General features: G+C 52.6%; 20 protein-coding genes and 1 tRNA gene. 12 read left to right on the forward strand and 9 right to left on the reverse strand.

Annotated elements, in window-relative coordinates:
• Window positions 1–24 precede the first annotated feature (24 nt).
• Entirely contained in the window at window positions 25–1,449 is a 1,425-nt protein-coding gene (locus R6H26_RS01795; protein WP_404787814.1) for a Dyp-type peroxidase, read from the reverse strand.
• A gap of 482 nt (window positions 1,450–1,931) precedes the next feature.
• Here R6H26_RS01795 and R6H26_RS01800 point away from each other — a divergent pair, with 482 nt between their 5' ends.
• A complete protein-coding gene (locus R6H26_RS01800; protein ID WP_404787815.1) occupies window positions 1,932–2,171 on the forward strand; it encodes a 2Fe-2S iron-sulfur cluster-binding protein in 240 nt (79 codons plus the stop codon).
• Window positions 2,172–2,538: 367 nt separating this feature from the next.
• On the opposite strand, the gene R6H26_RS01805 is transcribed toward R6H26_RS01800, so the two are convergent.
• The 4 genes from R6H26_RS01805 to R6H26_RS01820 form a co-directional block, all read right to left on the reverse strand.
• Complete coding sequence (locus R6H26_RS01805; protein WP_404787817.1) at window positions 2,539–2,904, reverse strand: helix-turn-helix domain-containing protein; 366 nt, start codon at window positions 2,902–2,904, stop codon at window positions 2,539–2,541.
• Window positions 2,888–3,097 carry a type II toxin-antitoxin system RelE/ParE family toxin gene (locus tag R6H26_RS01810; RefSeq protein ID WP_404787819.1) on the reverse strand — a complete coding sequence of 70 codons (210 nt, stop codon included), beginning with the start codon at window positions 3,095–3,097 and terminating at the stop codon, window positions 2,888–2,890. Before R6H26_RS01810 ends, R6H26_RS01805 begins: the two co-directional genes overlap by 17 nt.
• Window positions 3,098–3,198: 101 nt before the next feature.
• The gene (rimM, locus tag R6H26_RS01815) at window positions 3,199–3,759 is read right to left on the reverse strand and encodes a ribosome maturation factor RimM (protein ID WP_404787821.1); all 561 of its coding nucleotides are present in this window, start codon (window positions 3,757–3,759) and stop codon (window positions 3,199–3,201) included.
• Between the two features lie 14 nt (window positions 3,760–3,773).
• Complete coding sequence (locus tag R6H26_RS01820; RefSeq protein ID WP_404787822.1) at window positions 3,774–5,066, reverse strand: valine--pyruvate transaminase; 1,293 nt, start codon at window positions 5,064–5,066, stop codon at window positions 3,774–3,776.
• Between the two features lie 191 nt (window positions 5,067–5,257).
• Here R6H26_RS01820 and R6H26_RS01825 point away from each other — a divergent pair, with 191 nt between their 5' ends.
• Complete coding sequence (locus R6H26_RS01825) at window positions 5,258–6,595, forward strand: oligosaccharide flippase family protein (protein WP_404787824.1); 1,338 nt, start codon at window positions 5,258–5,260, stop codon at window positions 6,593–6,595.
• Window positions 6,596–6,706: 111 nt separating this feature from the next.
• On the opposite strand, the gene R6H26_RS01830 is transcribed toward R6H26_RS01825, so the two are convergent.
• A complete protein-coding gene (locus R6H26_RS01830; RefSeq protein WP_404787826.1) occupies window positions 6,707–8,773 on the reverse strand; it encodes a carbohydrate-binding protein in 2,067 nt (688 codons plus the stop codon).
• A 58-nt stretch (window positions 8,774–8,831) separates the two neighbouring features.
• Here R6H26_RS01830 and R6H26_RS01835 point away from each other — a divergent pair, with 58 nt between their 5' ends.
• Window positions 8,832–9,896: a glycosyltransferase gene (locus tag R6H26_RS01835; RefSeq protein WP_404787827.1), complete on the forward strand. Its 1,065-nt coding sequence runs from the start codon at window positions 8,832–8,834 to the stop codon at window positions 9,894–9,896.
• A gap of 42 nt (window positions 9,897–9,938) precedes the next feature.
• Here R6H26_RS01835 and mgtE read toward each other — a convergent pair whose 3' ends face one another.
• Window positions 9,939–11,276 carry a magnesium transporter gene (mgtE, locus tag R6H26_RS01840; RefSeq protein WP_404787829.1) on the reverse strand — a complete coding sequence of 446 codons (1,338 nt, stop codon included), beginning with the start codon at window positions 11,274–11,276 and terminating at the stop codon, window positions 9,939–9,941.
• Window positions 11,277–11,410: 134 nt separating this feature from the next.
• The gene (locus R6H26_RS01845) at window positions 11,411–11,728 is read right to left on the reverse strand and encodes a DUF3067 family protein (protein WP_404787831.1); all 318 of its coding nucleotides are present in this window, start codon (window positions 11,726–11,728) and stop codon (window positions 11,411–11,413) included.
• A 320-nt stretch (window positions 11,729–12,048) separates the two neighbouring features.
• Here R6H26_RS01845 and petC point away from each other — a divergent pair, with 320 nt between their 5' ends.
• The 3 genes from petC to R6H26_RS01860 all read left to right on the forward strand — a co-directional run bounded on the left by petC (window position 12,049) and on the right by R6H26_RS01860 (window position 15,548).
• Complete coding sequence (petC, locus tag R6H26_RS01850; protein WP_404787833.1) at window positions 12,049–12,591, forward strand: cytochrome b6-f complex iron-sulfur subunit; 543 nt, start codon at window positions 12,049–12,051, stop codon at window positions 12,589–12,591.
• Between the two features lie 62 nt (window positions 12,592–12,653).
• A complete protein-coding gene (gene petA, locus R6H26_RS01855; protein ID WP_404787834.1) occupies window positions 12,654–13,634 on the forward strand; it encodes a cytochrome f in 981 nt (326 codons plus the stop codon).
• A gap of 186 nt (window positions 13,635–13,820) precedes the next feature.
• The gene (locus R6H26_RS01860; RefSeq protein ID WP_404787835.1) at window positions 13,821–15,548 is read left to right on the forward strand and encodes a ShlB/FhaC/HecB family hemolysin secretion/activation protein; all 1,728 of its coding nucleotides are present in this window, start codon (window positions 13,821–13,823) and stop codon (window positions 15,546–15,548) included.
• A 49-nt stretch (window positions 15,549–15,597) separates the two neighbouring features.
• On the opposite strand, the gene R6H26_RS01865 is transcribed toward R6H26_RS01860, so the two are convergent.
• A tRNA-Asn gene (locus R6H26_RS01865) sits at window positions 15,598–15,669 on the reverse strand.
• Window positions 15,670–15,943: 274 nt separating this feature from the next.
• Here R6H26_RS01865 and R6H26_RS01870 point away from each other — a divergent pair.
• The 6 genes from R6H26_RS01870 to R6H26_RS01895 all read left to right on the forward strand — a co-directional run bounded on the left by R6H26_RS01870 (window position 15,944) and on the right by R6H26_RS01895 (window position 23,811).
• Window positions 15,944–16,699, forward strand: coding sequence for a response regulator transcription factor (locus R6H26_RS01870; protein WP_404787837.1), 756 nt, complete (start codon window positions 15,944–15,946; stop codon window positions 16,697–16,699).
• Between the two features lie 98 nt (window positions 16,700–16,797).
• Window positions 16,798–17,712: a cation diffusion facilitator family transporter gene (locus R6H26_RS01875; RefSeq protein ID WP_404787838.1), complete on the forward strand. Its 915-nt coding sequence runs from the start codon at window positions 16,798–16,800 to the stop codon at window positions 17,710–17,712.
• 125 nt (window positions 17,713–17,837) lie between these two features.
• Window positions 17,838–19,040, forward strand: a complete 1,203-nt coding sequence (locus tag R6H26_RS01880) for an argininosuccinate synthase (RefSeq protein WP_404787840.1) — start codon at window positions 17,838–17,840, stop codon at window positions 19,038–19,040.
• Between the two features lie 124 nt (window positions 19,041–19,164).
• The gene (locus R6H26_RS01885) at window positions 19,165–19,977 is read left to right on the forward strand and encodes an MlaE family lipid ABC transporter permease subunit (protein ID WP_404787842.1); all 813 of its coding nucleotides are present in this window, start codon (window positions 19,165–19,167) and stop codon (window positions 19,975–19,977) included.
• A gap of 227 nt (window positions 19,978–20,204) precedes the next feature.
• Window positions 20,205–20,852: a Crp/Fnr family transcriptional regulator gene (locus R6H26_RS01890; RefSeq protein ID WP_404787844.1), complete on the forward strand. Its 648-nt coding sequence runs from the start codon at window positions 20,205–20,207 to the stop codon at window positions 20,850–20,852.
• A 589-nt stretch (window positions 20,853–21,441) separates the two neighbouring features.
• Complete coding sequence (locus R6H26_RS01895) at window positions 21,442–23,811, forward strand: EAL domain-containing protein (RefSeq protein ID WP_404787846.1); 2,370 nt, start codon at window positions 21,442–21,444, stop codon at window positions 23,809–23,811.
• Window positions 23,812–23,959 lie beyond the last annotated feature (148 nt).

The following is a 23,959-nucleotide window of genomic DNA, read 5'->3' on the forward strand; positions in this document are numbered from 1 at the left end:
ATCCGCCCTAGGCACAGGAGCGAATCAAAGATTCTTGAAAAAGCTGATGCAGGGCGAAAAGAAATACTCGCCGCCCTTCATCGTGACAAACCCGTGGAAATCGATCGGCTTTTTGGAATTCGCGTCGCCCCATACTGCAGGCTGTTGTTGAGGCGTTGAAGACCCTGCCCCCTGCCCGATGACCGGATCGAGCCCCGCATCGCCCTTTACAAAGCCAGGGTTGTTGGCCCAACTGGCTTGGGTAAATTCGAACTGATTTTCGAAGTTGCTTTGGTAGGCCATAAATAAGAGACCCACGCCGCCCACGGGCTTATCCTTCAGTTCGATAATTTTGCCTTCCGCATCGAGTTCGGCATTGCGCGTGCCGTAGGTGATCCCGCGTCGCGCCATAATGTGCGATCGCTCCTCTTCCAAGGGCACTCCGAATTCCCGGACGCTATCGCCGCGCGGGTTTGTTTTACGAATATGACCGTGAAACGGACATTTGCCGCCTGCCGTATCCTGACTGAAATCGAAGTTGTTTTTAACTGGGTTAACTAATCCATCCGTATTCTTTAGAACGACAGGCGTTCCGTCTTCAAAGCGGCCCACGAGCATTGCTCCAGCAAGTTCTGGGTCTTGCCCCGTCTCTGCTAGCTTGAGCTCTTCGGCAATTGCTTCTTCTCTTTCCTTGAAGCCTTTGACATTTTGCTCCAATTTGCGAAAGACAAAATAGCTGCCAAAACTCAAGTCCTTGGAAGCCCCGCCAGGGCAAGGTACCAGCACCTGCTTCAGCGGAAAGGTCGGATCCCAAATGTCGATGCCATCTTTTTGGGTTTTCTCAATCTCGATATCTTCTTGGAGCAGCAAGGGCTGACTTCTGCCATCTACGTAGCCGAAATGCTCGATGCCATCGCCGTTTTTGTTGCGCATGGCGAGACCGTACTCGGTTCCGATGATTTTGACAGAAGCGGGTTTTTGCTGCTGGATTCTACGATGCACCTGCCGAACTTGAGCTTCATCGGAACCGCCAATTAGGATCATCCCATGAATGGGTTCTTGGAAAGCCGGATCCCACTCTTCGGGATCGGGGTCGCTCAAAATATCTTTACGCTGCTTGAGACCGCTCCGAAAGGCCGGATCTGCGGGAATGCTATCCTCGGCAATCCCGAGCGCGCCATACCCGCTTGCCGACAAGACGACGGTGATAAAAACGCCCGCATCTTTTTTACTGATTCGATATTCTTTTGCTTCTTGGAGCTGCTGGCGAGCCGATTTAATACTTTGAGCCAAAACTTTGAGAAAGCCTCTGCCCTCTTGAGGTTTTTGGGGGTCCAAGACAAAGAAAAGATTTTGCGTGTGATTCCGTCCGTGACCCTTAAGAATGTTGCCTTGCAAATCGTCTAACATGGCAAGTTCATCTGCATTCGCGCGTTCCCACGCAAGGGGTGCATCAAGGTTGATTGGCATATTTTCTCTCCCTAGGATATTATCTAGCGATCGCCGTTAGGCTGCGATCTTGCCTGTTTGTTATATAGAGGCTCAAACGAAAGTTGTTGGCTGTAATGCAGCACCACTCAATGAATTAAAGGTTGGGGAACATCAAGAGGGCTTAAAATCTATGAAGCCCTTATGGTTTAGAGCTGAAGGGGGAATCCGCAACGTATGAAGGCTTTTTGGTTTGTATTCTCCGATTCCAAATAAACCCTAATTGAAACAATACTGTATTGATTCAGACTGTGTAAATACAGAGAATCGGTAGCTTATTATTCTGTAATCAACCGCAAAATTTCTGAAGAAATGTAGTTGTTTTGGCACTGATTTGAAGGCAGCGTGCTCTGGGCAAACCTGTGTCGGGCTAGCGCCGGACGCTGGGACTCTGTGGATCGAGCGTTAACTCGTTTTAGGCGCAACCTTTGTCAAAATAGAAGAGGACCTATAGAACTGAGCCTGTGAGTGTTGTAATTCGATTTTTACCCGATGAGGTTGAGGTTGAGGCTGAGGTGGGCGAGTCTTTTTTGGCCGTGGCGGCAAGGGCTGGCATCGACATCCCCACTGGGTGCCTGATGGGATCCTGTCATGCCTGCGAGGTGGAAATTGAAGAGGTAGGCGATGTCTGTACCTGCATCACAGCTATTCCGCCGGGGTTTGGCACCCTGACGGTGAATTTGTTCTCTGACCCCACTTGGTAGTAGATGCGGTCTAAACAGCGCTTCAATGCTGGAATCATGTCATGGCACTTTTCCACCAACTTTGTAGTGGGTGGTCTTTGTCTGGGATGTATCGCCCTTTGATCCGAATAGCGTCCAATACGCTCCGTAGTTCTGATGCTTTGAGACTGGATTGCTCTGACCAATATTTGACCGCTTCCAAGGTTGAGATGATTTTTGACTGAGGGACTTCTTGCCGAAAGAATGCAATTGCCTTTTTATCGTCAGTGGCGATCGCCCAGCCTCGGTGAACGGCGATCGCCTTACAAGGTCTAAGCTTGGGCTAGAGGGGCGATCGCAGCCAAAGCAGAAACCTAAGGAAAGGCGATCGCCCCAAATCTTCGATATTCTACTTCTTCTTTTTCTGAGGAGTAGATTTCTGGGCAGTAGACTTTTCAACCTCAACCTCTCCAAACCCCGATAATTCAATCGGCGGATAGTCTGGGAACTCAACAATCAGGCGTAACTCCCCACCCATAGAACTCACATAATCCCTCAACGTCGAGATTAATAGATCCGCTCGCTTCTCAATCCGAGACACATTTTCCTGACGAATATCCAACAATTCAGCAACCTTCTCCTGAGTGAGCAGTCTCGCCTTCCGTAGCGATTGCAAAGACATTTCTTCCGCAATCAGCTGCTGTGCCTTAGCTTCAATCTTTTCGCGGCGTTCGATCGGCAAACTGGCTAATTTTTCTCTAAGTGTCGTCGCCACTATTTTTACGCTTCCTTAAACGAGTTAAATGAGACTCAAAACGTCGATCTGCCTTCTCAATCAATTGCTTATAAAAACGCTTTTGACTCCCCCCAGACTTATCGCCAGCTACCAATAAAATTGCACATCTTTCTGGGTCAAAGGCAAAAGCAACCCGCCATACCCCATCCCCCGCCGTAAAGAACCCGCTCAAACTTTCGTGTATTGCGTGTTATAAGTGTTAGGCGATCGGGCAAGGCGTTCTTAGACTTTCTTAATGCTTGCTATCAAAATATCTCGACCGAGTGGAAATGCCTACTCAGCAGCGTGGGATAAATCTGGGATCAACCCAGGAATCGGCAGCAGCTCGATCTGCCGGGTCTGAAGATTGAGAGATTTCACAAATGCTTTGACCATGGGCACCAAAATTTTCTGACCTGGTGCGTTCTGCGGCTCAATCTCTAGCAGATCGTTGCCTGCATTGGCAATCCCGACAACGGTACCGATGGTTTCTTGAGTATTGCCATCGATGACCGTCATGCCGACCAAATCCATGACGTGGAATTCACCCGCTTTTAGGGGAGGGCGATCGCCCACGGGCACCATCAGCTTGGCCCCGCGCAGTAGCTCTGCTTGGTCGATACTCGAAAATTCTGCAAAACGCAGGACATAGAGTCCTTTCCCGTCCAAAAAGCGTCCGGTCTGGAGAGTGACAGACTCTAGCTCTTTTGCTCCAGCCCGGAGCATCCATCGCTCCCCTGGCTTGACGAACCGTTCTGGAAAATCCGAATCGGGATACACGCGCACTTCCCCATGGAGCCCCTGGGGGGAAACAATGCGGCCAATTTCAATCCACTCGCTGAGATCCGTAGGCATAGGTAAAACGCTGATTAGCGAGTAATGGCGGGTTCTAAATGGGCTGAGTATACGCGCTGCACCACTTCTGCCAAGCGCTTCATGCCTTGGACAATTTCTTCGTCCGTGGCGGTGAGGCTGAGGCGCAAGCACTGGTGTTTGTGGGGCCAATCTTCGCGCAGTCCGGGGAAGAAAGTGCTGCCAGGGACTGCGATGACACCCGCTACTTTAAGGTGCTGGTATAATTCCCAGTCGGTTACGGGCAGGTCGCGGAACCAGACCCAGCCAAAGATGGCCCCTTCCCCGCGATGGAGAAACCAGGGCAAATCGGGGGGCATAAATTCGCTCAAGGCTGCTTCGAGAATGGCGAATTTTTTCTGATAGAACGGTCGGATGATACTTTCCGAAATCTGGGCTAGGGCACCAGAGCGAATGGCTTGGGCGGCGATCGCCTGGCCGTAGCGCCCGGAATGAATGCAGATATTGGTCTGGAAAGCCTCTAAAACCTGAATAATCCGCTCATCGCCAATGGCAATCCCGATCCGCTCGCCTGGCAAGCCTGCCTTCGACAAACTCATGCAGTGAACTACGTTGCCGCCAATGTAGGGCTTCAGCTCGGTGAAGTTGAGGCTAGGAAAGGGAGGGCCGTAGGCCGAGTCAATAAATACGGGTACGTCGAAAGGTTGGGCTAGGGCTGCAATTTTTTCGACTTCTAGATCCGTCAACACGTTTCCCGTAGGATTGCAGGGGCGCGAGAAGATAATGCATCCAGTCGTCTTATCAATCCGAAGCTGGCTGAAGTCGGGGCGATACTTAAAGCGATGGCCCGCCTCGTCAATATCCAGCGTCGGCTTATAGGCCACCAACGCCTGAGAGTCTAGGCTCACACCGCCGTAGCCCGTGTAGTCTGGGCTGAGCGGCAAAACGATGCGCTTGAGGTTCCCTTCGGCATTGACCCCGCCAAAGGCATTGGCTGCCAGAAAATAAAGCGACTGGCTCCCTGGCGTAATCAGCACCTGTTTGGAGATTAGCGCCAGTCCGTAGCGCTGATTGAAATCCTCAATAATGGCGTCTACAAGGGGGGCGTAACCTTGGCTAGCTCCATAACGGCAGACCACCTCGCCGTACTCGGGGCTGCCGAGCAATTCCATCGTGCTGTTGCGCCACAACTGCTCGACTTCGGGCAAAATGACGGGATTCCCGGCGCTGAGGTTAATGAAGGTTTTGCCCTGACTTTCTCGGAGCGTCTCGATAATATCTTTCATGATGGCTCGAACGCCAGTCAGTGCCGACATTTGAGTTCCGATGCGCGTTAGAGCAGGCTCCATTGCTTTTAATCTCTTTCGGTAAGGCAAGTTTCCCTATCCTATTAAACTCTCCGATCGTTTGGCAAACGACTAGAGTTGAGGCATCCAGCCTCAGAGCGGCTGCGGTAGAACCGAGCGTCTAATTTTCAGCGGAATAAGTATTCTGGGGTGGAGTGGTGAATACTAAAGCTGAAGTATTGATATAGGCATCTATGGCATCCCTGAAATCATTGGCCGTTCGGGGAACGGTGTGGACCCTGATTGGCTACGGCTCCAGTCAGGGCCTTCGGTTTGCCAGTAATTTGATCCTGACGCGCCTCCTGTTGCCTGACCTGTTCGGCCTCATGGCGCTGCTCAATACCTTCATTATGGGGCTGCACTTCTTTTCAGATTTGGGCGTTCGTCCCAGCATCATTCAAAACCCGCGCGGAGACGACCCAGCATTTCTCAATACGGCCTGGACGCTTCAAATTATTCGGGGGGTGGGGTTATGGGTCTGCTGTTTGGCTATAACTTGGCCCTTAGCAGCAATTTACCGCAATCCAGATTTTCTATGGCTCATTCCTGTTACCGGGCTGACCACCATTTTTGATGGGCTGATATCGACCTCGCTGTCTTCGCTCAGCCGCAGCTTGAACGTGGGCAAAATCACCCGATTTGAGTTCATTATTCAGCTAGTCTCTACCCTCATCATGCTGGTATGGGCTTACCTCAGCCCTACCATTTGGGCTTTGGTCGGCAGCACGTTAGTCTCAACCGTGCTTAAGATGCTTTGGAGTCACCGCTTGGGGTATATCAATCGACTGGCCTGGGACAAAGACGCACTCGAGGATCTGATCAATTTCGGACGATGGGTTTTTCTGTCCACTGCCATGACGTTTCTCGCAGGTCAAGCCGATCGCCTCATTTTGGGACGCTTGTTCCCGCTGGAACTGCTGGGCATTTACACGATTGCGTTTACGCTCTCAGACTTACCCCTATCTGTGATTCAGGCCGTTGGCAGTAACGTCATTCTGCCCGTTATTTCGCAGCAAAACCATTTACCCAGATCGGAACTGCGTCGCAAAATTCTAGAGAAACGCAATCTCTTATTGGTGGGAACGGCTGTCGGCCTGACCGGGCTGATTTGCTTCGGCGATTTTCTCATTCTGGGTCTATACCCTCCTACCTTCGAGCGAGCGGCTTGGATGCTGCCCATTCTGGCCTTGGGCAACTGGCCTCGGATCCTTCCCATGACGACAGCTCCGGCGCTCATCGCCGTGGGAACGCCCCTCTACGGGGCCGTGGGAAATTGTCTGAAATTTGCTTACATGTTAGTGGCACTGCCTTTAGGGTTTGCGGTGCTGGGACCCCTGGGTGCCGTAATTGCGATCGCCCTCAATGATGTCCCTTTTTACCTTGCCGTCAGTTACGGTCTCTGGAAAGAAGGGTTTTCTGGCCTGATGCAGGACTTGAAGACGACCTGCCTTCTCATCGTTTGCGTGGCCATTACGCTGGCAATTCGGTATTGGGTGGGTTTGGGGCTACCGCTCGATCGCCTTTGGTCGTGAACGCTGAAGCGGGCTTGTGGGTGAGTTTGTCGTACTCTAGTTGCCCGCAATCGAGCGAGATCGTGCGATCGGCTAGATGAGTGCCTTGTCAGTGCAGTCGTGCAGCGTCGTTCACTGTTTCACGATAATTTGACTCGCATTTATCGTCCCGGCCTTACTGCGAATCATAATGCCGTGTAGCCCTTCTCCCAGCGATACCCGGACGTCTGGCGTTTTCCCAGCGCTAGGGATCCAGCCCGACTTGGGCAGACTCACCACGCCGACCAGGGTTCCATCGACCCAAATCTCGACTTTACTATTCGCGTCAGCAGCGTTGCCTTTGAGTTCGATCTTAAAATCGCCCGCTCGATCGACCCGAACCGTATAGCTCAACCACTGTCCGGGCTGGAGCCGATCGGGACGATAATTCAGGCTCTTTGGCGGCGCGTCGTACTGGGCTGCCTCTAAAACAGTTGGAAGCGCGACTCCGTAGGTGACTTTCGCTCGCGGTCGAGTGTTGAGCGCATCCATCGCTTGGAACTTCAGGTTTTTCTGGGGATTGGTGATATCCCAAATATCGGGCACAAAGCCCCAAGGTGACTCTCCGGTAAGGGTGAAGTAGGCGAGCAGATCGCCGCCGTTGGCACTCCAAACATCGTGGGCTTGCACCATAGCCGATTTAATGCGCGGGTCGTTGCGATAGGTCGGGCGGTTTTGGTCTGTAATACTGCCGCCTTCCAGGCTGGGTCCACCCTCATAGGCAATGCGCTTGAGTCCAAAGGCCGCTGCATAGTTGGCATCCTGCCGGAGTGCCTTCACCCATTCCGCTTGGTTGCTGAGGTCGGCAAAAACGGCATCGGGCGAAGATGGGGTTTTGGGATTGTAGTAGGCGCTGCCGCCCAACCCGTAGAAATAGTATTTGGGAGGCTTTGGTGCAGAGACTAGGGCGGGATTGTTGGAGTAGTTCTGCAAAAAATAAATGGCTTGGAACAGAGGACCGTCGGTAAAGCCAAGCTGGGCCATCAGCAAAGGTCGCACGCGGGTCATCATGGCGGCATCGCCAAAGATCTGACGGAAGATCGAAGAAATTTCAGCACCGCGTTTGGCGACGCGCCGCCAAGCCCAATACCCGCTGTTTTTCTCGCCATCAAAGTTCAAGGGCGAGCCAGCTGCTACCTCGGTTTTGGCTAGGGCTAGATTGTGATTGGCTTGCTGAAACGCGGGCGCAAAGTTCCATAGCTCGTTGGAATATTCCACGTACAGCTTTAGCTTCGGGTTAAGTTGCGCTTTGACCAGTGCCGCAAGCTGACGCACGTAGTCATCGTCCGCCTGGGCCGGAACGGTCAGCCAGCAATCGGCGCTCAGTTCGTTACAGAGTGCGATGGCGTACTCGTAAGCACCTCCACGCCCCTGCCAGCCATAACCCGCTTTAGATTGATGCATCGAATACCAGCTCGGCGTCAGCCGCTCCGACCAGCGTTTTTGACCGTTGCTGTTGGTAGCCAGAAAGTCCATAAACCGCAAGACCTGAAACCGCTTCAGACTTTCTTTGTAATGCGTTGTAAAGAGGGTGGACGGCGGATAGGTTTCGGTTCCCCCTTCAGTGATGGGACGCATTAATTTAACGTTGGTAATGCCAGAGCCGCTGGGACTGGTAGCGGTGCGTTTGGTGTTATTAAACTCTAGAAAAAGTCCCGCGCCATCGGTGGCGGGATAGATGAGATCGGCAGTGGTGGTATTGGTGCTCGGACTGTAGACCTGATTTTGAATCGTTCCCGAACAGCAGCCTACTTTGGCATCGGCCCGTCCCGTAAAGGAGAGGCGATATCGACCGTTCATTCGCGCAATGCCGTGCCAAACGGTAAGCTGTGCGTCTCTTAAGGGCCAGCCGTTAGCATCCACGGGTGCGAGGGTTTCGGTATTGGGGATGCGCCATTCTCGACTTTGCTTGATGGCGTCCGCAAACATGCGGGTGCCGCTGTAGTCCGTCGGCGAATCGACGTTGATGCCTAGGAGGTTGGCTTGGGGGGCCGCTGGTTTAGACGGCGATCGCTTCACAGGGGCGGCGGCGATGGGAGTGGGCGCTACGCTCAGGTCCGAAGCAAGGGGCGTCTGGGCGGTAGAATTTCCCGGACTGGTACAGGCAACCAGCGCAAACGTAAGCCCACAGAATATCGTGGCCGGAAAGCAAGGGTTCATAGCGTCAACAAATGCGTTAGGTTGTCTCAATACAAAGATACCGAATGCAATTGCTTAAATGGCCAGCCCTACTTCTAAAGATGTAGCATCTCAATCCGATGCGCCCGCCTCGATTGTTTGTTGTACGGTCTCCAGAGAAGATCGGACTGAGTGGTATTCAAACCATTTTTCAGAATACCGGGTCGATTGGTACCTGACCCAATACCCAAACTTAGGCATTCTTCAAAAGCTGGTCAAACGTCCCGACTTGGGCAAGATTTATGGAAGTTTCAAAGCAGTCCGGTTAGCAAAGCAACTGAATGCCAAGCTTTTGATCAGCCAAGAAGCCGAGCTAACGTTTTGGTGCGCCTTCTTTAGCAAAATTCTGGGAAACCCCACAGAGCACGTTGCGGTCGCCTTTAACTATCCGTTTCTGCCAAACGCGTTGAGGCGGATTGCAATGACCGCTTGCTTCGATGCAGTCAGTCATTTTGTCGTATCTTCCACAGTAGAGAAGCAGCTTTATCGCGAGTATTTCAAGATTCCCCCCGCGCGAATAGAAGTTCAGCTATGGAAAATGGGAGAGATTTATTACGAACCCCAAGCCGCCCTAGAAACAGAAGACTATATTTGTGCCATCGGTCGGTTTGGGCGAGACTACAAACTTTTAATAGCGGCGATGCACCAGTTGCCTCACTTGAGGCTAGTTTTAGTCGTTGGCGCTAATAGCTTGAATGGCCTTGAGATTCCACCTAACGTGAAGGTGATGACCGATATTTCCCCAGGACACGCAGCCAATATCTTGAAGTTTTCTCGTTTTATGGTGCTCCCTCTCATTAATGCAAAAGTTCCGACCGGGCACATTACTTTAGTGACTGCGATGAAGCTGGCAAAGGGATCTATCGTCACAAACTCTAGCGGTATTCAAGACTATATTCAGAACGGACGTACCGCGCTAACCTATGAGGCTGGCAACCTAGACTCCCTAACGCAGTCCATAGCGCATCTCTGGCAGCATCCCGAGCAATGTCGAACGCTAGGAGCCAATGCAGCGGCGTTTGCGGCAAAACACTGCTCGGAACCCCTGGTCGTGCAACATCTCAGCCGCTTGCTCGCCGAGCGGGGACTTTTGAATCGACGCTAATGAGTCTCGAGCGAGTAAAGTGGGCGGAGATTGGTTAGGACTCTAAGACTTGAGGACTATAGATATCAGGCTTAGGAATGTTAAAAACCCAATGCCGTCTAGCATTGTGGTCAGCAAGGGGCCGCTAATGAGCGCGGGGTCTAAGTTAATCCGCTTAAAGCCCATGGGCAGCAGGGTGCCGAGGCTCGCAGCGACAATGACGTTGAGCGCCATGACAACCCCTGCAACTAAACCCACCCAGCGCTCGCCTGCCGTCGCCCAAATCATGGACAGCAGGGTAACGGTCAGCCCTAGGGCCAAGGCCGTTCCAATCCCTGCCAGCAGCTCTTTGCGCAAAACCAAGAGCGTCTCTTTGGGGGTCACTTCGCCTACGCCCAATCCCCGTACGGTCACGGAGAGGGCCTGAATGGCGACGGTGCCGCTGGCGTTGGACATGATGGGCATAATAACGGCAAGGACGGGGACCACGGCAATCAGGTATTGAAACGGGGCGATCGCGCTGGCCGCTCCAATATAGAGCGCCAAATTCCCCAACAGCCACGGCAGTCGTTTTTGCAGGGTCGTGAGCGGTGCGGACAACGCTTCTTCATCCCCGCTAATCCCCGCCAATTTTTGGATGTCTTCGGTCGCCTCTTCTTCGATGACATCGACGATGTCGTCGATGGTCACGATACCCACCAGCCGATCCTCTCGATCGACCACGGGAAGCGCCAAAAGGTCGTAGCGCTTCATGAGCTGGGCGACTTCTTCTTGGGGCGTATCGGTATGGACGTTAAGGACGCGATCGCTCGCGATATCTTTGACCAAGACATCCTGAATCGAAAACAAGAGCTGTCGCAGGGACACCACCTGCTTGAGGCGGCGGGAGTCGTCGGTGACGTAGGCGTAGTAGACCGTTTCTTTATCTTGGTCGGTCAGCCGAATTTTCTGGATGGCCTCGCTCACCTTCAGGCCCTGACGGATTTGCACGTATTCCGTCGTCATCAGACGGCCTGCCGTGCCTTCTGCGTAACCCAGAATCGTAGAAGTGGCTTGGCGTTCGTTGGGGCTGAGTTCTCTGAGGAGTCGTTTGACCACCCGCGCTGGCAGCTCGTCGAACAGCTCGGCCCGATCGTCGGGACTCATGGACTCGATCACCTGTTGGATTTGGGCGTCGTGGAGGGATCCGATCAGCTCCGCTTGCACCTCCGGCGGGAGATATTCGAAGACTTCCGTGGCCTGATTTTTGTTGAGCAGGCGAAAGGCGATCGCCCGTCGGTCCGAGCTGAGTTCCCCGATGTAGTCGCCTACGTCGATTGGTGGAAGCTCGTTGAGCTCGGATTTGAGTTGGTTTAAATCTGTGATGTCTTGAAGCGATTGAACTAAATCTAAATTGAGCATCGCAACATCTCGGCGGGGGAGGAGAGGGTAAAATTAGCCGATCGAATCCGAGGACAGCGGCGTATTCTAGTATGCCCTTCCTTGGCTCGCGGTGCGGGTATGAGCGACTCTCAACCGTATTTTACAAAAATTCTCTAAAATTCTTCCACCATCCATTCCGCAGCGCGCGCGCCTAACTCGATGGGAATGCTCACCGCTTTCCCCAAGCGAGGCCGCTCTCGCGTCGACCGAATCGCTTCCATAACCTGCTGAAAAGCTCCCCAACCCTGAAGATAGGTTACAACTGCCTCGAGGTGCTCTTGGTATTCTTGGGGCGTCATCGGGAAAGAAGCCTGCTCCAAATACCGCCACATCACTTGGACAAAAATCTTGCCGCGAGTGCGACGGAATTGAACGTCGTAGGACTTGCCCCACTTTGCAATCAGTGCGTTTTGAAGCTGCGCGCCAGTCATAAATTGCTGCCAAACACCAAAATAGCCAACTTCAGGATACGCGATCCCTCAGAAGGGATGCATCTCTCAGAAGGGATGCAGGCGTCGAGAGAAGCTTAAGGTTGTTTACATTTCGTATGCAAATGCAGGGCAACTAGTGGGATAATACGTCAAGAAATGTAATGATGCCCGGCATGCATAGGTTCGCTTCCGTTGTTCGAGCTTTCACGATTCGCGCCAGCGAGTCGTGAAAGCCTCAGATCGAACGAGCAGTGCGAAGTCAGCTAAGGGCGGTTTAGGGTTGTCCATTCATAAAAAAATCACTAGAAGCGACGTATACCATGGCTCAAGTCTCTGGAACCCCTGACGTGCCCGATATGGGGCGTCGTCAATTTATGAACTTTTTGACCTTTGGCGCAATTACGGGTACGGCCCTGGGCGGTCTGTATCCAGTTGTGAAATTTTTTATTCCGCCTTCCAGCGGGGGAGCCGGGGGCGGACTCATTGCCAAGGATGCCTTGGGAAATGACATTGTGGTCAGCGAGTACCTCAAGAGTCACGCTGCGGGCGATCGCTCTTTGGCCCAAGGCTTCAAGGGAGACCCCACCTACGTGGTCGTTCAGGACGACAGTACCATTGCCAACTACGGCATCAGTGCCGTTTGCACGCACTTGGGCTGCGTGGTTCCTTGGAATGCCGGACAAAACAAATTTATTTGCCCCTGCCACGGATCGCAATACGACGAGACGGGTAAAGTCGTGCGGGGTCCAGCGCCCCTCTCCTTGGCCTTGGCTCACGCTGGTGTGAGCGAAGACGACAAACTGGTGTTTACGCCTTGGGTCGAAACCGACTTCCGCACCGATAAAGCGCCTTGGTGGAGCTAGTCCGATCGCTCGCCTTTATGCCCTAATTCTTTCACTGTCTCGCATTGCACCCTCGAACTACAATGAAGCGAACTTTATTTTCAAGATTTACATTGCTGTCTGGCATCGCCAAGAAATCAGCTCAACTGTTGGCCGTGCTGGGCCTTCTCTTGGTTGGAACCTTAGCGCTGCCCTCCGTCGCCCAAGCCTATCCGGTTTTTGCCCAGCAGGCGTACGAAAATCCGCGGGAAGCAACGGGTCGCATTGTCTGCGCGAACTGTCACCTCGCTCAAAAACCTACGGAAATTGAGGTCCCTCAGTCCGTACTGCCCAACACGGTGTTTGAAGCCGTCGTCAAAATTCCCTACGATCCTGACGTAAAGCAGGTGCTCGGTAACGGTGACAAGGGAGATCTAAATGTAGGTGCGTTGCTAGATTTGCCCGCAGGCTTCACGCTGGCCCCTCCCGAGCGGCTTTCTGAGGAGTTAAAAGAGAAAACCAGCGGCGTTTATTTCCAACCCTATAGTGCCGAACGGAACAATATCTTAGTCGTGGGTCCCCTGCCTGGTGCAGATCACCAAGAAATCGTCTTCCCCATTCTGTCTCCCGACCCAGCCACCGATAAGAACATCCACTTTGGCAAGTCTTTGATTCACGTTGGCGGTAATCGCGGTCGCGGTCAGGTGTACCCGACGGGCGACAAATCCAACAACAACGTCTTTACCGCTTCTGTTTCAGGCGTCATCACCGACATTGCCGATGGCGATGCCGGTGCTCGCACGGTCACGATCGCCGCTGCTGACGGCAAAAAGGTTACGGAGTCTGTTCCGGCAGGGCCTAGCTTGATCGTTACCAAAGGCCAGCAAATTAAGGAAGGGGAAGCCCTTACGGACAACCCCAACGTAGGCGGATTCGGGCAGCACGACATTGAAATCGTGCTCCAAAACCCAACGCGGGTGAAGTGGCTGATGGCATTCTTTGCCGCAATTATGCTGTCCCAGATCATGCTGGTTCTCAAGAAAAAGCAGGTCGAGAAGGTTCAAGCTGCAGAAATGAATTTCTAGGGTCATTTGCACTAGAGTCCTTCTAATCGTTCTAATACTTGGAGCCTCGCCCCAGCTGGGGCGAGGCTCCTTTTTTCTGGGCTTTGACGCATCGTCGGTGCATCTATCAATGAAAAATTATAGGTTTCTTCTATGGGTAGATTCCTGTACGATCCAGAGCGTTTCCCCTTTTGATGCGCGAAAGTTATGAGTGGGTGGTGTCAGGACAAACGCGGCGGACGGTCGTGCCAAGTTTTAGGGCTAGCGGCGATCGCCGCTGGATGGTCGGGCAGCGCTGCTGTCGCGCAGGTCCCCCCCAATCCCGTTCCGGCAATCCCGCCTGTCCCTCTCCCCTCCGAACTGCTGCCCCCGCCAGAGGATTTTCTCCGGCTGCCCCCATCGCCTGCAACACCGCCGTCTATCGACGGGACCCCTGCTGAGAAAACGATTACGGTTCGGCGGTTTGAGATCCTGGGCAGCACTTTATTCTCCCAAGAGCAGCTCCGAGCTGCAACGGCACCCTTCCTCAACCGCCCGTTGGCGTTTGCCGATTTACTCAAGGCGCGCGCTGCGGTCACTCAGCTTTATTTAGATCGGGGGTATTTGACCTCGGGAGCCTATTTGCCAGCCGACCGCGAGGTGGTCGGGGGCACGGTCACCATCCAAATTGTGGAAGGCTCCATTGAAGAAATTCGCGTAACGGGGACAAAATCCCTTCGCCCCAGGTATATTCGCGATCGCCTCCGGTCCGCAACCCGGACGCCCCTCAACGTCAATCGCCTCACCGCAGCGCTGCAGCTCCTCAAACAAGAGCCGCTAATCGAGCGAATTTCTGCCGAGCTATTGCCGGGCACCCAGCCAGGGACAAACTTACTGGCGCTCAGTATCGTCCCCGCCCCCAGTCGGAGCGTTCGCATCGGACTCAACAACTATCGCTCGGCCATCAGCGGCGAGCTGGCCCGACAGGTTCGCTTTACCCAGACCAACCTGACAGGCTTTGGCGATCGCTTTAGTGCCAGCTATACCAATACCGATGGCAGCCATGAATTTGGATTGAGCTATACCCTGCCCGTCAACGCCAAGGACGGCACTGTCAGCGTGAGCTACGGACAGTCCAACAGCAGCGTCATTCAGCAACCCTTCAAAATCGCCGATATCGACAGCGTCTCTCGCAACTTGACCGTCGCCTACCGCCAGCCGATCGTCCACACGCCGAAGCACCAACTGGCAGTCGGCCTGTCCCTGTCCCGTCAAGAAAGCGAACTCACATTTCTCGACGGTCTGCCGCTGTCTCTGCCAGAGTCCGGCTCCGATGCCCGAGGTCGCATTCGCATCACAGAGCTCGATCTTTTTCAGGAATGGATCCAACGCCACAGCCGATCCTTACTCGTGCTGCGCTCGGACTTCGGGATTGGGCTAGACCTAGGCGCAACCCAAAATCTATCCGCCCCCGACGGGCGTTTTTTCCGATGGCAAGGACAAGCGCAATGGCTCTACGCCCTGCGACCGGATACCATCCTCACCTTGCGTTCGGCCATTCAGCTTGCGGATCGGGCCTTACCCAACCCGTCTCTGCTGGGGTTAGGCGGCAATCGGGCTTTGCGGGGTTACCCGGAGGGGTTTTATTTATTCGATCGAGCAGTTGTGAGCACCGCAGAACTTTCCATCCCCATCTTTCGGAGCGAAGGACGCACCCACGCGCTATACGTCAATCCCTTCATCGATATTGGCTATGGCTGGAATGACCGTAAAGCCTCGTCCACCGAAGGACGATTGCTCGTTTCGCCTGGTCTGGGGCTGCGTTACGAATGGAGGGACAGGGTTGGACTCCAGGTGAACTGGGGCATCCCTTTGGTGGGAATCTCCAGGGATGACATCGACCCAGGCCTAGGCGATAGCCGAATCCTGTTCGCCTTGGACTTGAAGTTGTTCTAGCCGATCGTACGCTAGACCTAAAGTCGAGAATCTAGCGTTAAGATTAAAACTCCCCAGGCAAGATTCGAACTTGCGACCAATCGGTTAACAGCCGACCGCTCTACCACTGAGCTACTGAGGATTGCAGCAAGTACAATATTAACGAGAACGGTGGGGATTTGGCAAGCGCATTTTGAAGTTTGCCGATTCTCAGCGGGTCCGATCTAGAAAATTACAGGGCCAGCGGCGTAAAAATAGACTCTTAATTGTCGTTATCGCTCCGAGATTTCAAAGCTAAAGCTTATAATCTTGTAAAGGTATTTTTTAGAGATCGATTTAAGTTTTTATCGCCAAACGCTTTAGTTCGTCCTCGTTTGTCTTAAGACAGCATTATTCTCTTCTCGTTGAGTATATAAATGAAGCCTCGGATACTGGTTATTGACGACGATCCGGCGATCGCAGAGTTGGTTGCCATCAATTTAGAAATGGCTGGGTACGACGTCACCCAAGTCACGGACGGCATGAAGGGACAGGCACTGGCCGTTCAGATGGTGCCCGATCTGATCATGCTGGATCTGATGTTACCGAAGGTGGACGGGTTTACGATTTGCCAGCGGCTGCGCCGGGACGAGCGAACTGCGAACGTTTTGGTATTAATGCTGACGGCATTGGGCCAAACCCAGGACAAAGTTGAAGGCTTCAATGCGGGAGCGGACGACTACCTGACTAAACCCTTCGAACTCGAAGAAATGCTGGCGCGGGTGCGGGCGCTGTTGCGCCGCACGGATCGGATCCCCCAAGCCGCAAAGCACACTGAAATTTTGAGCTATGGCCCGCTGACGCTTGTGCCAGAGCGGTTTGAGATTCTTTGGGACCAGAAGGTCATCAAACTGACGCGATTGGAGTTCGAACTATTGCATTGTTTGTTGCAGCGTCACGGCCAAACGGTATCTCCCAGCGAAATTTTGCAGGAGGTTTGGGGCTACGACCCCAACGACGATATTGAGACCATTCGAGTCCACGTTCGCCATTTGCGCACGAAGCTAGAACCGGACCCGCGCCATCCAAAGTATATAAAAACAGTCTATGGGGCAGGCTACTGCTTGGAGCTACCCCAGGACCAGCCGGAAGACAATGCCCTAGAGTCTCTTAACGCCAGCAACGATATTTAGCCCAATGCGGCCCCGAAACAAAGGCGAGTTGAGGTATTCAACGCCTTGCGCCCTTACAAGGTGGGTTGGATGATAATCAAGGATTGCTGTCTTGCCCCATGCATTCGCCCTCAAAGCATCGTCCCTCTGCACGTTCCTATGCGGCGCTATCTATCATGGCCGCCCTGCTGACCATTGCCCTTAAGTTTGGGGCCTACCTATACACGGGTTCCGTAGGGCTACTGTCCGATGCCATTGAGTCCATTGTTAACTTAGTGGCAGCGGGAGCTGCGTTTTGGGCCTTGTCCTACGCCGCAAAGCCGCCCGACGCAGAGCATACCTTCGGCCATTCCAAGGCAGAATATTTTTCAAGTGCCCTTGAAGGAATTTTGATTTTAGTCGCCGCCGTAAGCATCGCGATCGCCGCCGTGGATCGCATCCTCCATCCGCAACCGATCGCGCAGGTGGGTGTCGGTCTAGGGCTGGCGTTGATTGCGACGTTTTTAAATGGTGCTGTAGCCTCGATTTTGCTGCAGGCTGGTCGTCGGCTGCGCTCCATTACGCTGCGGGCGGATGCCCATCACTTGCTGACGGATGTATGGACGTCCGTGGGCGTGGTGGTGGGGATTGGGTTGGTCAGCATCACTCACTGGACTATCCTCGATCCCATCGTAGCCCTGCTGGTGGCGGCCAATATTGTCTGGACGGGACTCAGGCTTTTGAGAGAGACCGGATCCGGTTTGCTGGATTCCGCTATTTCAAATGAGGACCAACAGGCGATCGCCCTCATCCTGAGCGAGCACCAAGCTCAGGGGGTGCGGTTCCACGCGCTGCGCACTCGCGTCGCGGGTTCTCGCTGTTTTGTCTCGTTTCACGTGCTGGTACCAGGGGCCTGGACCGTTCAGCGGGGGCACGATCTGTGCGAAGCTATCGAACAAGCGATCGCCTTAGCCTTACCGGGAACGGACGTGACCACCCACCTCGAACCCATTGAAGATCCAATCTCCTGGGACGATGAAATGCACAGCAGTTAGACAAATTTATCTTCTGATTTGTCTTCTGATTTATCTTCGGCGTCGATCGGTGCTCAATTCTGCTTCCCATGACTTAGGATGACCGATAATAGTCAACGATCGTTTATTTATTACACAGGGGAACCATGGGGCGTGCCAAAAAGGTTGTATTGGCCTATTCGGGAGGGGTTGATACCTCTGTTTGTATTCCTTACCTCAAGCAGGAGTGGGGGGTTGAGTCGGTAATTACCCTCGCCGCCGATCTAGGGCAGGGCGACGAACTGGGACCCATCCAAAAAAAAGCGCTGGATGCTGGTGCTGAGGAATCGCTGGTGGCGGATGCAACGCAAAGTTTTATTGAAGATTATGCGTTCCCAGCTATCCAGGCCAACGCGCTCTACGAAAATCGCTACCCGCTTTCGACGGCGCTGGCTCGTCCCCTAATTGCCAAGCTATTGGTAGAGGCCGCCGAACGCTACGACGCGGATGCGGTCGCCCACGGCTGTACGGGTAAGGGGAACGACCAGGTGCGCTTCGACGTGTCCATTACCGCACTGAACCCCAGCCTTAAGGTGCTCGCTCCCGCCCGCGAGTGGGGCATGAGCCGGGAAGAAACGATCGCCTACGGAGAGCGCTACGGCATCCCGTCTCCCGTCAAAAAATCATCCCCCTACAGCATCGATACCAATTTGTTGGGCCGCAGTATCGAAGCCGGACCGCTGGAAGACCCTTGGAACGAGCCATTGGAGGAAGTGTATGCCTTGACGGCGGCGATCGCCAAGACCCCCAACGAGCCAGAATACGTAGAGATTGGCTTTGAGAAAGGGTTGCCCACCGCCCTAAACGGGAAGACCCTTGCGCCTGTCGAGCTCGTGCGCCAGCTCAATCAAACGGCAGGTCGCCACGGTGTCGGTCGCATCGATATGATTGAAAATCGACTGGTGGGTATTAAATCTCGCGAAATCTACGAAGCCCCCGCACTGATCGCGCTGATCGCGGCCCATCGCGACTTAGAAAGCCTGACGCTCACCGCCGATGTCAGCCATTACAAGCGCGGCATCGAAGAAAGCTACAGCCAGCTCGTCTACAACGGCCTTTGGTACAGCCCTCTCAAGCAGGCGCTCGATGCCTTTATCGGACAAACCCAACAGCGGGTTACGGGCGTCGTCCGCATGAAATTCTTTAAGGGAATCGCCGCCCCTGTAGGACGAAAGTCTGAATTCTCCCTATACGCGTCCGACCTTGCCACCTACGGCAGCGAGGATGCCTTTGACCACAAAGCCGCAGAAGGGTTCATTTACGTGTGGGGACTGCCAACCAGGGTTTGGTCTCAAAAGTTGCGGGAATAGGGTTGCGGTTCGGATTCATTGTGTTTTGTAACGGCTGTGGGGCCTCGCAGCCGTTACAAAAATAAACCTGCCATAATTCCAGTCAGACCAAATTAGGGGAATTTGAGGGTACCTCGTACGATCTATGGTCAAACCCCGGAATCGATCGCTGTTTGAATGGACGGGCTTTAATACTTGGAGCCGGAGGCTGCTATCCGCCGCTTTATTGGGCGGGCAGGTTCTGGTGCATCTCCTTCGGGGCAAAATTCATCGACGTAATACCCTAGAGCAAATGGCGATCGTCGGACCTGAGTCGATGCTGGTGGCGTTGCTGACGGCCACCTTTGTCGGGATGGTATTTACGATTCAGGTCGCGCGGGAATTTCTTAATTTTGGCTTGGGCAATACGGTTGGAGGCGTTTTAGCCTTAGCCCTGACCCGCGAACTCGGTCCCGTTTTGACTGCCGTCATCTTGACGGGACGGGTTTGTTCGGCCTTTGCGGCGGAAATTGGCACCATGCGGGTGACCGAACAAATCGACGCGCTGCAAATGCTCAGTACCGATCCGGTCGATTATTTGGTCGTCCCCAGGCTGATTGCCTGCTGCGTCATGCTGCCCGTCCTGACCATTTGTTGCCTTATCGCTGGAATTGCAGGGGGGATGGGGATTGCCGCTACGATGTATGGCATTCCAGCCGGAGCATTTTTGGACTCGGTGCAGTCTTTTGTTGCGCTTTGGGATATTTGGAGCGCGATGTTGAAGGCGATGGTATTTGGAGCCATTATTGCGGTGATTGGTTCTAGCTGGGGGCTAACGACGACAGGCGGCGCAAAGGGTGTGGGGCAGTCTACAACGGCAGCAGTGGTCACGACGCTACTGTTTATTTTTATCAGTAACTTTGTGATGTCGTGGCTGATGTTTCAGGGTATGGGCGGCTCGGCACTCCAAAGTCTTTAGATTTGTTGTAACGGTGCTGGGCTAGAGAACCACGCGCTGCGAGCCAGCACGGGTCGGGCGATCGCAAAGGTTGAAGACCTGAAGTTCTAGTTTGGCAAGACTTTCAGAATGGCCTACCAAGATGTACCTGGGGAAATGTCTGAAAAATTCAGTACTTTAGTGCGTACAGCTAGAGCTTGATGGAATGGATATAGAATACAGGCAACGAGTTCTGTATAGGACCACCTGTGTTCGATCTAACGCGAGCGCGAACCCATTCTTCCCCATCTTGCTGTCAGGTTCTCGAAGACCTCTATCGAGATCGCAACGCCATGGGCTTTAAAAAAGGTCAATTTATCCCGATGGAGAGAGAGACGATTCTCGTCGTGTATCGCGGGTTAGTAAAATTGAACATGCTCTATTCCAGCGGAGATGAAAGCATTCTGGGACTGCTGCACCCATCCATGCCCTTTGGCTTGCCACTCTCTCAACTCACCTCTTACGAGGCAGTCGCGCTCACGGATGTGTTAGTGATGCGAGTAGACCAAGTGCAGATCGATCGAACGCCCCGATTGGCGCAAAGTTTGTACCCAGAAATGACTCGCCGACTCCAGCAAACGGAAGCGCTACTGGCCATTACTGGAGAGCGTCGCATTGAGAATCGCCTGCGGGCGCTGCTTCAGTTTCTGTGCCAAGAAATGGGACAGGAGACGCCTCAAGGGATGCGTCTAAACGTACGCTTAACCCACCAGCAAATCTCGGAGATGATCGGTACGACGAGGGTTTCAGTGACCCGGATGTTAAAAGATTTTCAAAAAGCCGGATGGTTGAATGTCGATTCAAAACGGCATCTATTAATTAACGGCTCTTGGGACGATCGCCTATCGGCGGCTTAGCGGCAGGGGATTTAAGGCGATCGTTACAGTGCCTTGGAAGTTTTCCCTCCAGTTTATTTTCGAACGGGATTTATAAATTGAAGAGGTTCTCGGCAAGCAGAGACGTTTGTAGGGCATTCTTTGTAGGGCATTCAAGGATCGAGCGCCCGCATATCGACGATTGTTTGCGATTCAGGTCGGATAGCCACTTCGCTCATACACGTACAGAATAGTCTGTGAATAGCCCTGTCAGCCTGTCTCGTAACGCGAAAATTCGGACTGCGCGTTGAGGCAATTTCAAAATATAAAGAAATATTTTGCTGACTTGTGAATTTCCCTTAAAGATGTATGTACGATCTTCTGCACCCAAAAAGAAACAGAATCGCTCGTCATTCTTGAAAATGTAAAAAAGCTTAAACAAAGTTTATAGATCGAAGAAACTTTTAACGAAATAGCCGTTAAAAACCCAAAAGATCCGGGAAATCTATGAGGACAGAATCAGAGTTTCGGGGGAATTATGCAGAGAAACAATCTAGGCAGTCTGGAACAACAAGTGCATGAACAGAGCTTCGATCTGTACGAGAAGGCCGAGCACGATCGCATTTTTGCAATGACTACTCTTAAGATTTGTCGGTCTTTGGATGTAGAAGAAATTCTAGAAACAACCGTTAGCGAAGTCCGCCAGTTGCTTGCTGTAGAGCGAGTCGCGATCTATCAATTCGAGCCTGACGATCGCGGCTCGGTCGTGATAGAGTCTGCGGCTGAAGCAATTCCATCAATGTTAGGTCAAACCATTTACGATCCGTGTCTCAGCCAACATTACTTAGATGCCTTCAGCAACGATCGATTTCAAAGTACAGAAGATATCTATGCCAGCGAACTCAGTCCCTGTCATGTCGATTTTCTCGCTCGTTTTGGTATCCGAGCAAATCTGGTATTTCCGATTATGCAAACACCAGGTCTGACCTTTGAAAAAGGAGTATCTGTAAAATCGTCAAAAATCTGGGGGCTGCTTTCGATTCAACAATGTTCCGCGCCAAGACAATGGAAGCCATCGGAAGTTGATTTTCTCCAAAAACTCGCGATCTACGTGGAACTCGCAATTCACCAAGCCGAACTATTAGATGCTGCCAAAAGTGCGTGGCTAGCTCGGCAGCAGGCAGAATCGGAAGTTCTTCGCATCAATGCAGAATTTGAAGGTTGTATGAGCCATCGGGCGGCCCAATTGGAGCGCATTAATCAAAATCTCAGGCAAGAAATCTTAGAACATAAATCTATCGAACGAAAGCTTTTTGCGGAAAAAGAGCTGGCTCAAATTACGCTAGAGGCAATTGGCGATGCCGTGATCACGACGGATGCTAAAGGAGATATTCAGTATTTTAACGCGGTAGCAGAGCAACTCACGGGCTGGAAGACCCATGAAGTCAAAGGTTTGCCTCTGACAGACGTTTTTAATATTGTCAACGAAATTACGCGTCGAACGGTAGAAAACCCGCTCCACCAAGTATTAAGGTCCGGTCAAATTGCGAATTTGGCCCAAAACACGATTTTGATTGCAAGGGATGGAACCGAGTATCCGATCGAAGACTCGGCAGCTCCCATTAGAGCCAGTAATGGTGAAATTATAGGTGTAGTTCTTGTTTTTCACGATGTGACTCAATCCCGCTACTTGGCTCGGCAATTATCGTGGCAAGCAAACCACGACGATTTGACGGGATTGTTTAATCGCAGAACGTTCGAGCGCCAACTGACCGATGCAATTGTGGGGGCGCGGTCTCAGAAACAAAATCACGTTCTATGTTTTCTAGATCTGGACCAGTTCAAGGCCGTCAACGATACTTGCGGTCATGCTGCTGGGGATGAATTATTGTGTCAGGTCACGAGGCTTTTCCAAGAAAGAGTGAGACTGACGGATACGCTTGCGCGTTTGGGCGGCGACGAATTTGGGCTTTTGCTCCATCAATGCTCCCTTGCCCAAGCCGAACAGGTTGCTGAATCCCTGAGGCAGCGCATCCAAGAGTTTGAATTCATCTGGCAGGGAAAGGTTTTTACCATTGGTGTCAGCATTGGCTTGGCAGAAATTAATGCCGACAGTCAAAACTTAAATACGGTGTTGAGTGCCGCAGATGCTGCTTGTTATGCTGCAAAGGAGAGGGGCCGAAACTGCATCTACGTCTATCACAGCAACGACCTCAAGCTCGTCCAACATCGCAATGAAATCCAGTGGATCTCAAAAATCGATCGGGCTTTGAGAGAAGATAGATTTCAGTTGTATTTTCAAAAGATCGCACCAGTGATGAAGGGTACCGAAACCGATCGTTATGAGATACTGCTGCGATTGGTGGACGAATTTGGCGAGTTGGTCCTCCCGATGGCATTTATCCCTGCGGCGGAGCGCTACCATCTCATCCCGGCGATCGATCGGTGGGTCATTCGTAGTTTCTTTTCTCAATATGGCAAATACCGCCAAGAATTTATCGATCGCGGTTGTGCGGAGCGCAATGGACTGTATACTATCAATCTTTCTGGCGGTAGCGTGAACAGCGGAGAGTTTCTAGAATTTTTGGAAGATCAGTTTGCGGAGTACAATATCCCACCTCAGAATATCTGTTTTGAGATTACGGAAACCACTGCAATCGCCAATCTCGACCAAGCTGCCCTCCTCATTCATTCCTTGAAAAAGCTAGGGTGTCGGTTTGCCCTGGATGATTTTGGGAGCGGCATGAGTTCTCTGGCGTATCTCAAAAAACTTCCAGTGGATTACTTGAAAATCGATGGTGGTTTTATTAAAGATATCGATAACGATCGCATCGATTATGCAATGGTGGATAGTTTCAACCGCTTGAGCCATCTGATGGGCATTCAGACGATCGCGGAATGCGTCGAGCGCGAATCCGTTCTCAAGCAATTGCGCGAGATCGGGGTCGATTACGCGCAAGGGTTCTGCATTGATAAACCCAGTCCGCTCGCGTTTGCTTGAAGTTAGCGCTCTCCGTGGAAGGGGCTACGGTGTACACGCAAGTCTCAAATACCCTGCGCTAGCCCCCCCGACCCCCCCAATTCTGGGGGGAGAAATCCGAAAACTAGGGTTAGTTCCTCCCAAATTGGGGGGCTAGGGGGGCGAATGT

Source organism: Altericista sp. CCNU0014 (genome assembly GCF_044923475.1).
Taxonomy (GTDB): Bacteria; Cyanobacteriota; Cyanobacteriia; order Thermosynechococcales; family Thermosynechococcaceae; genus JAAURS01.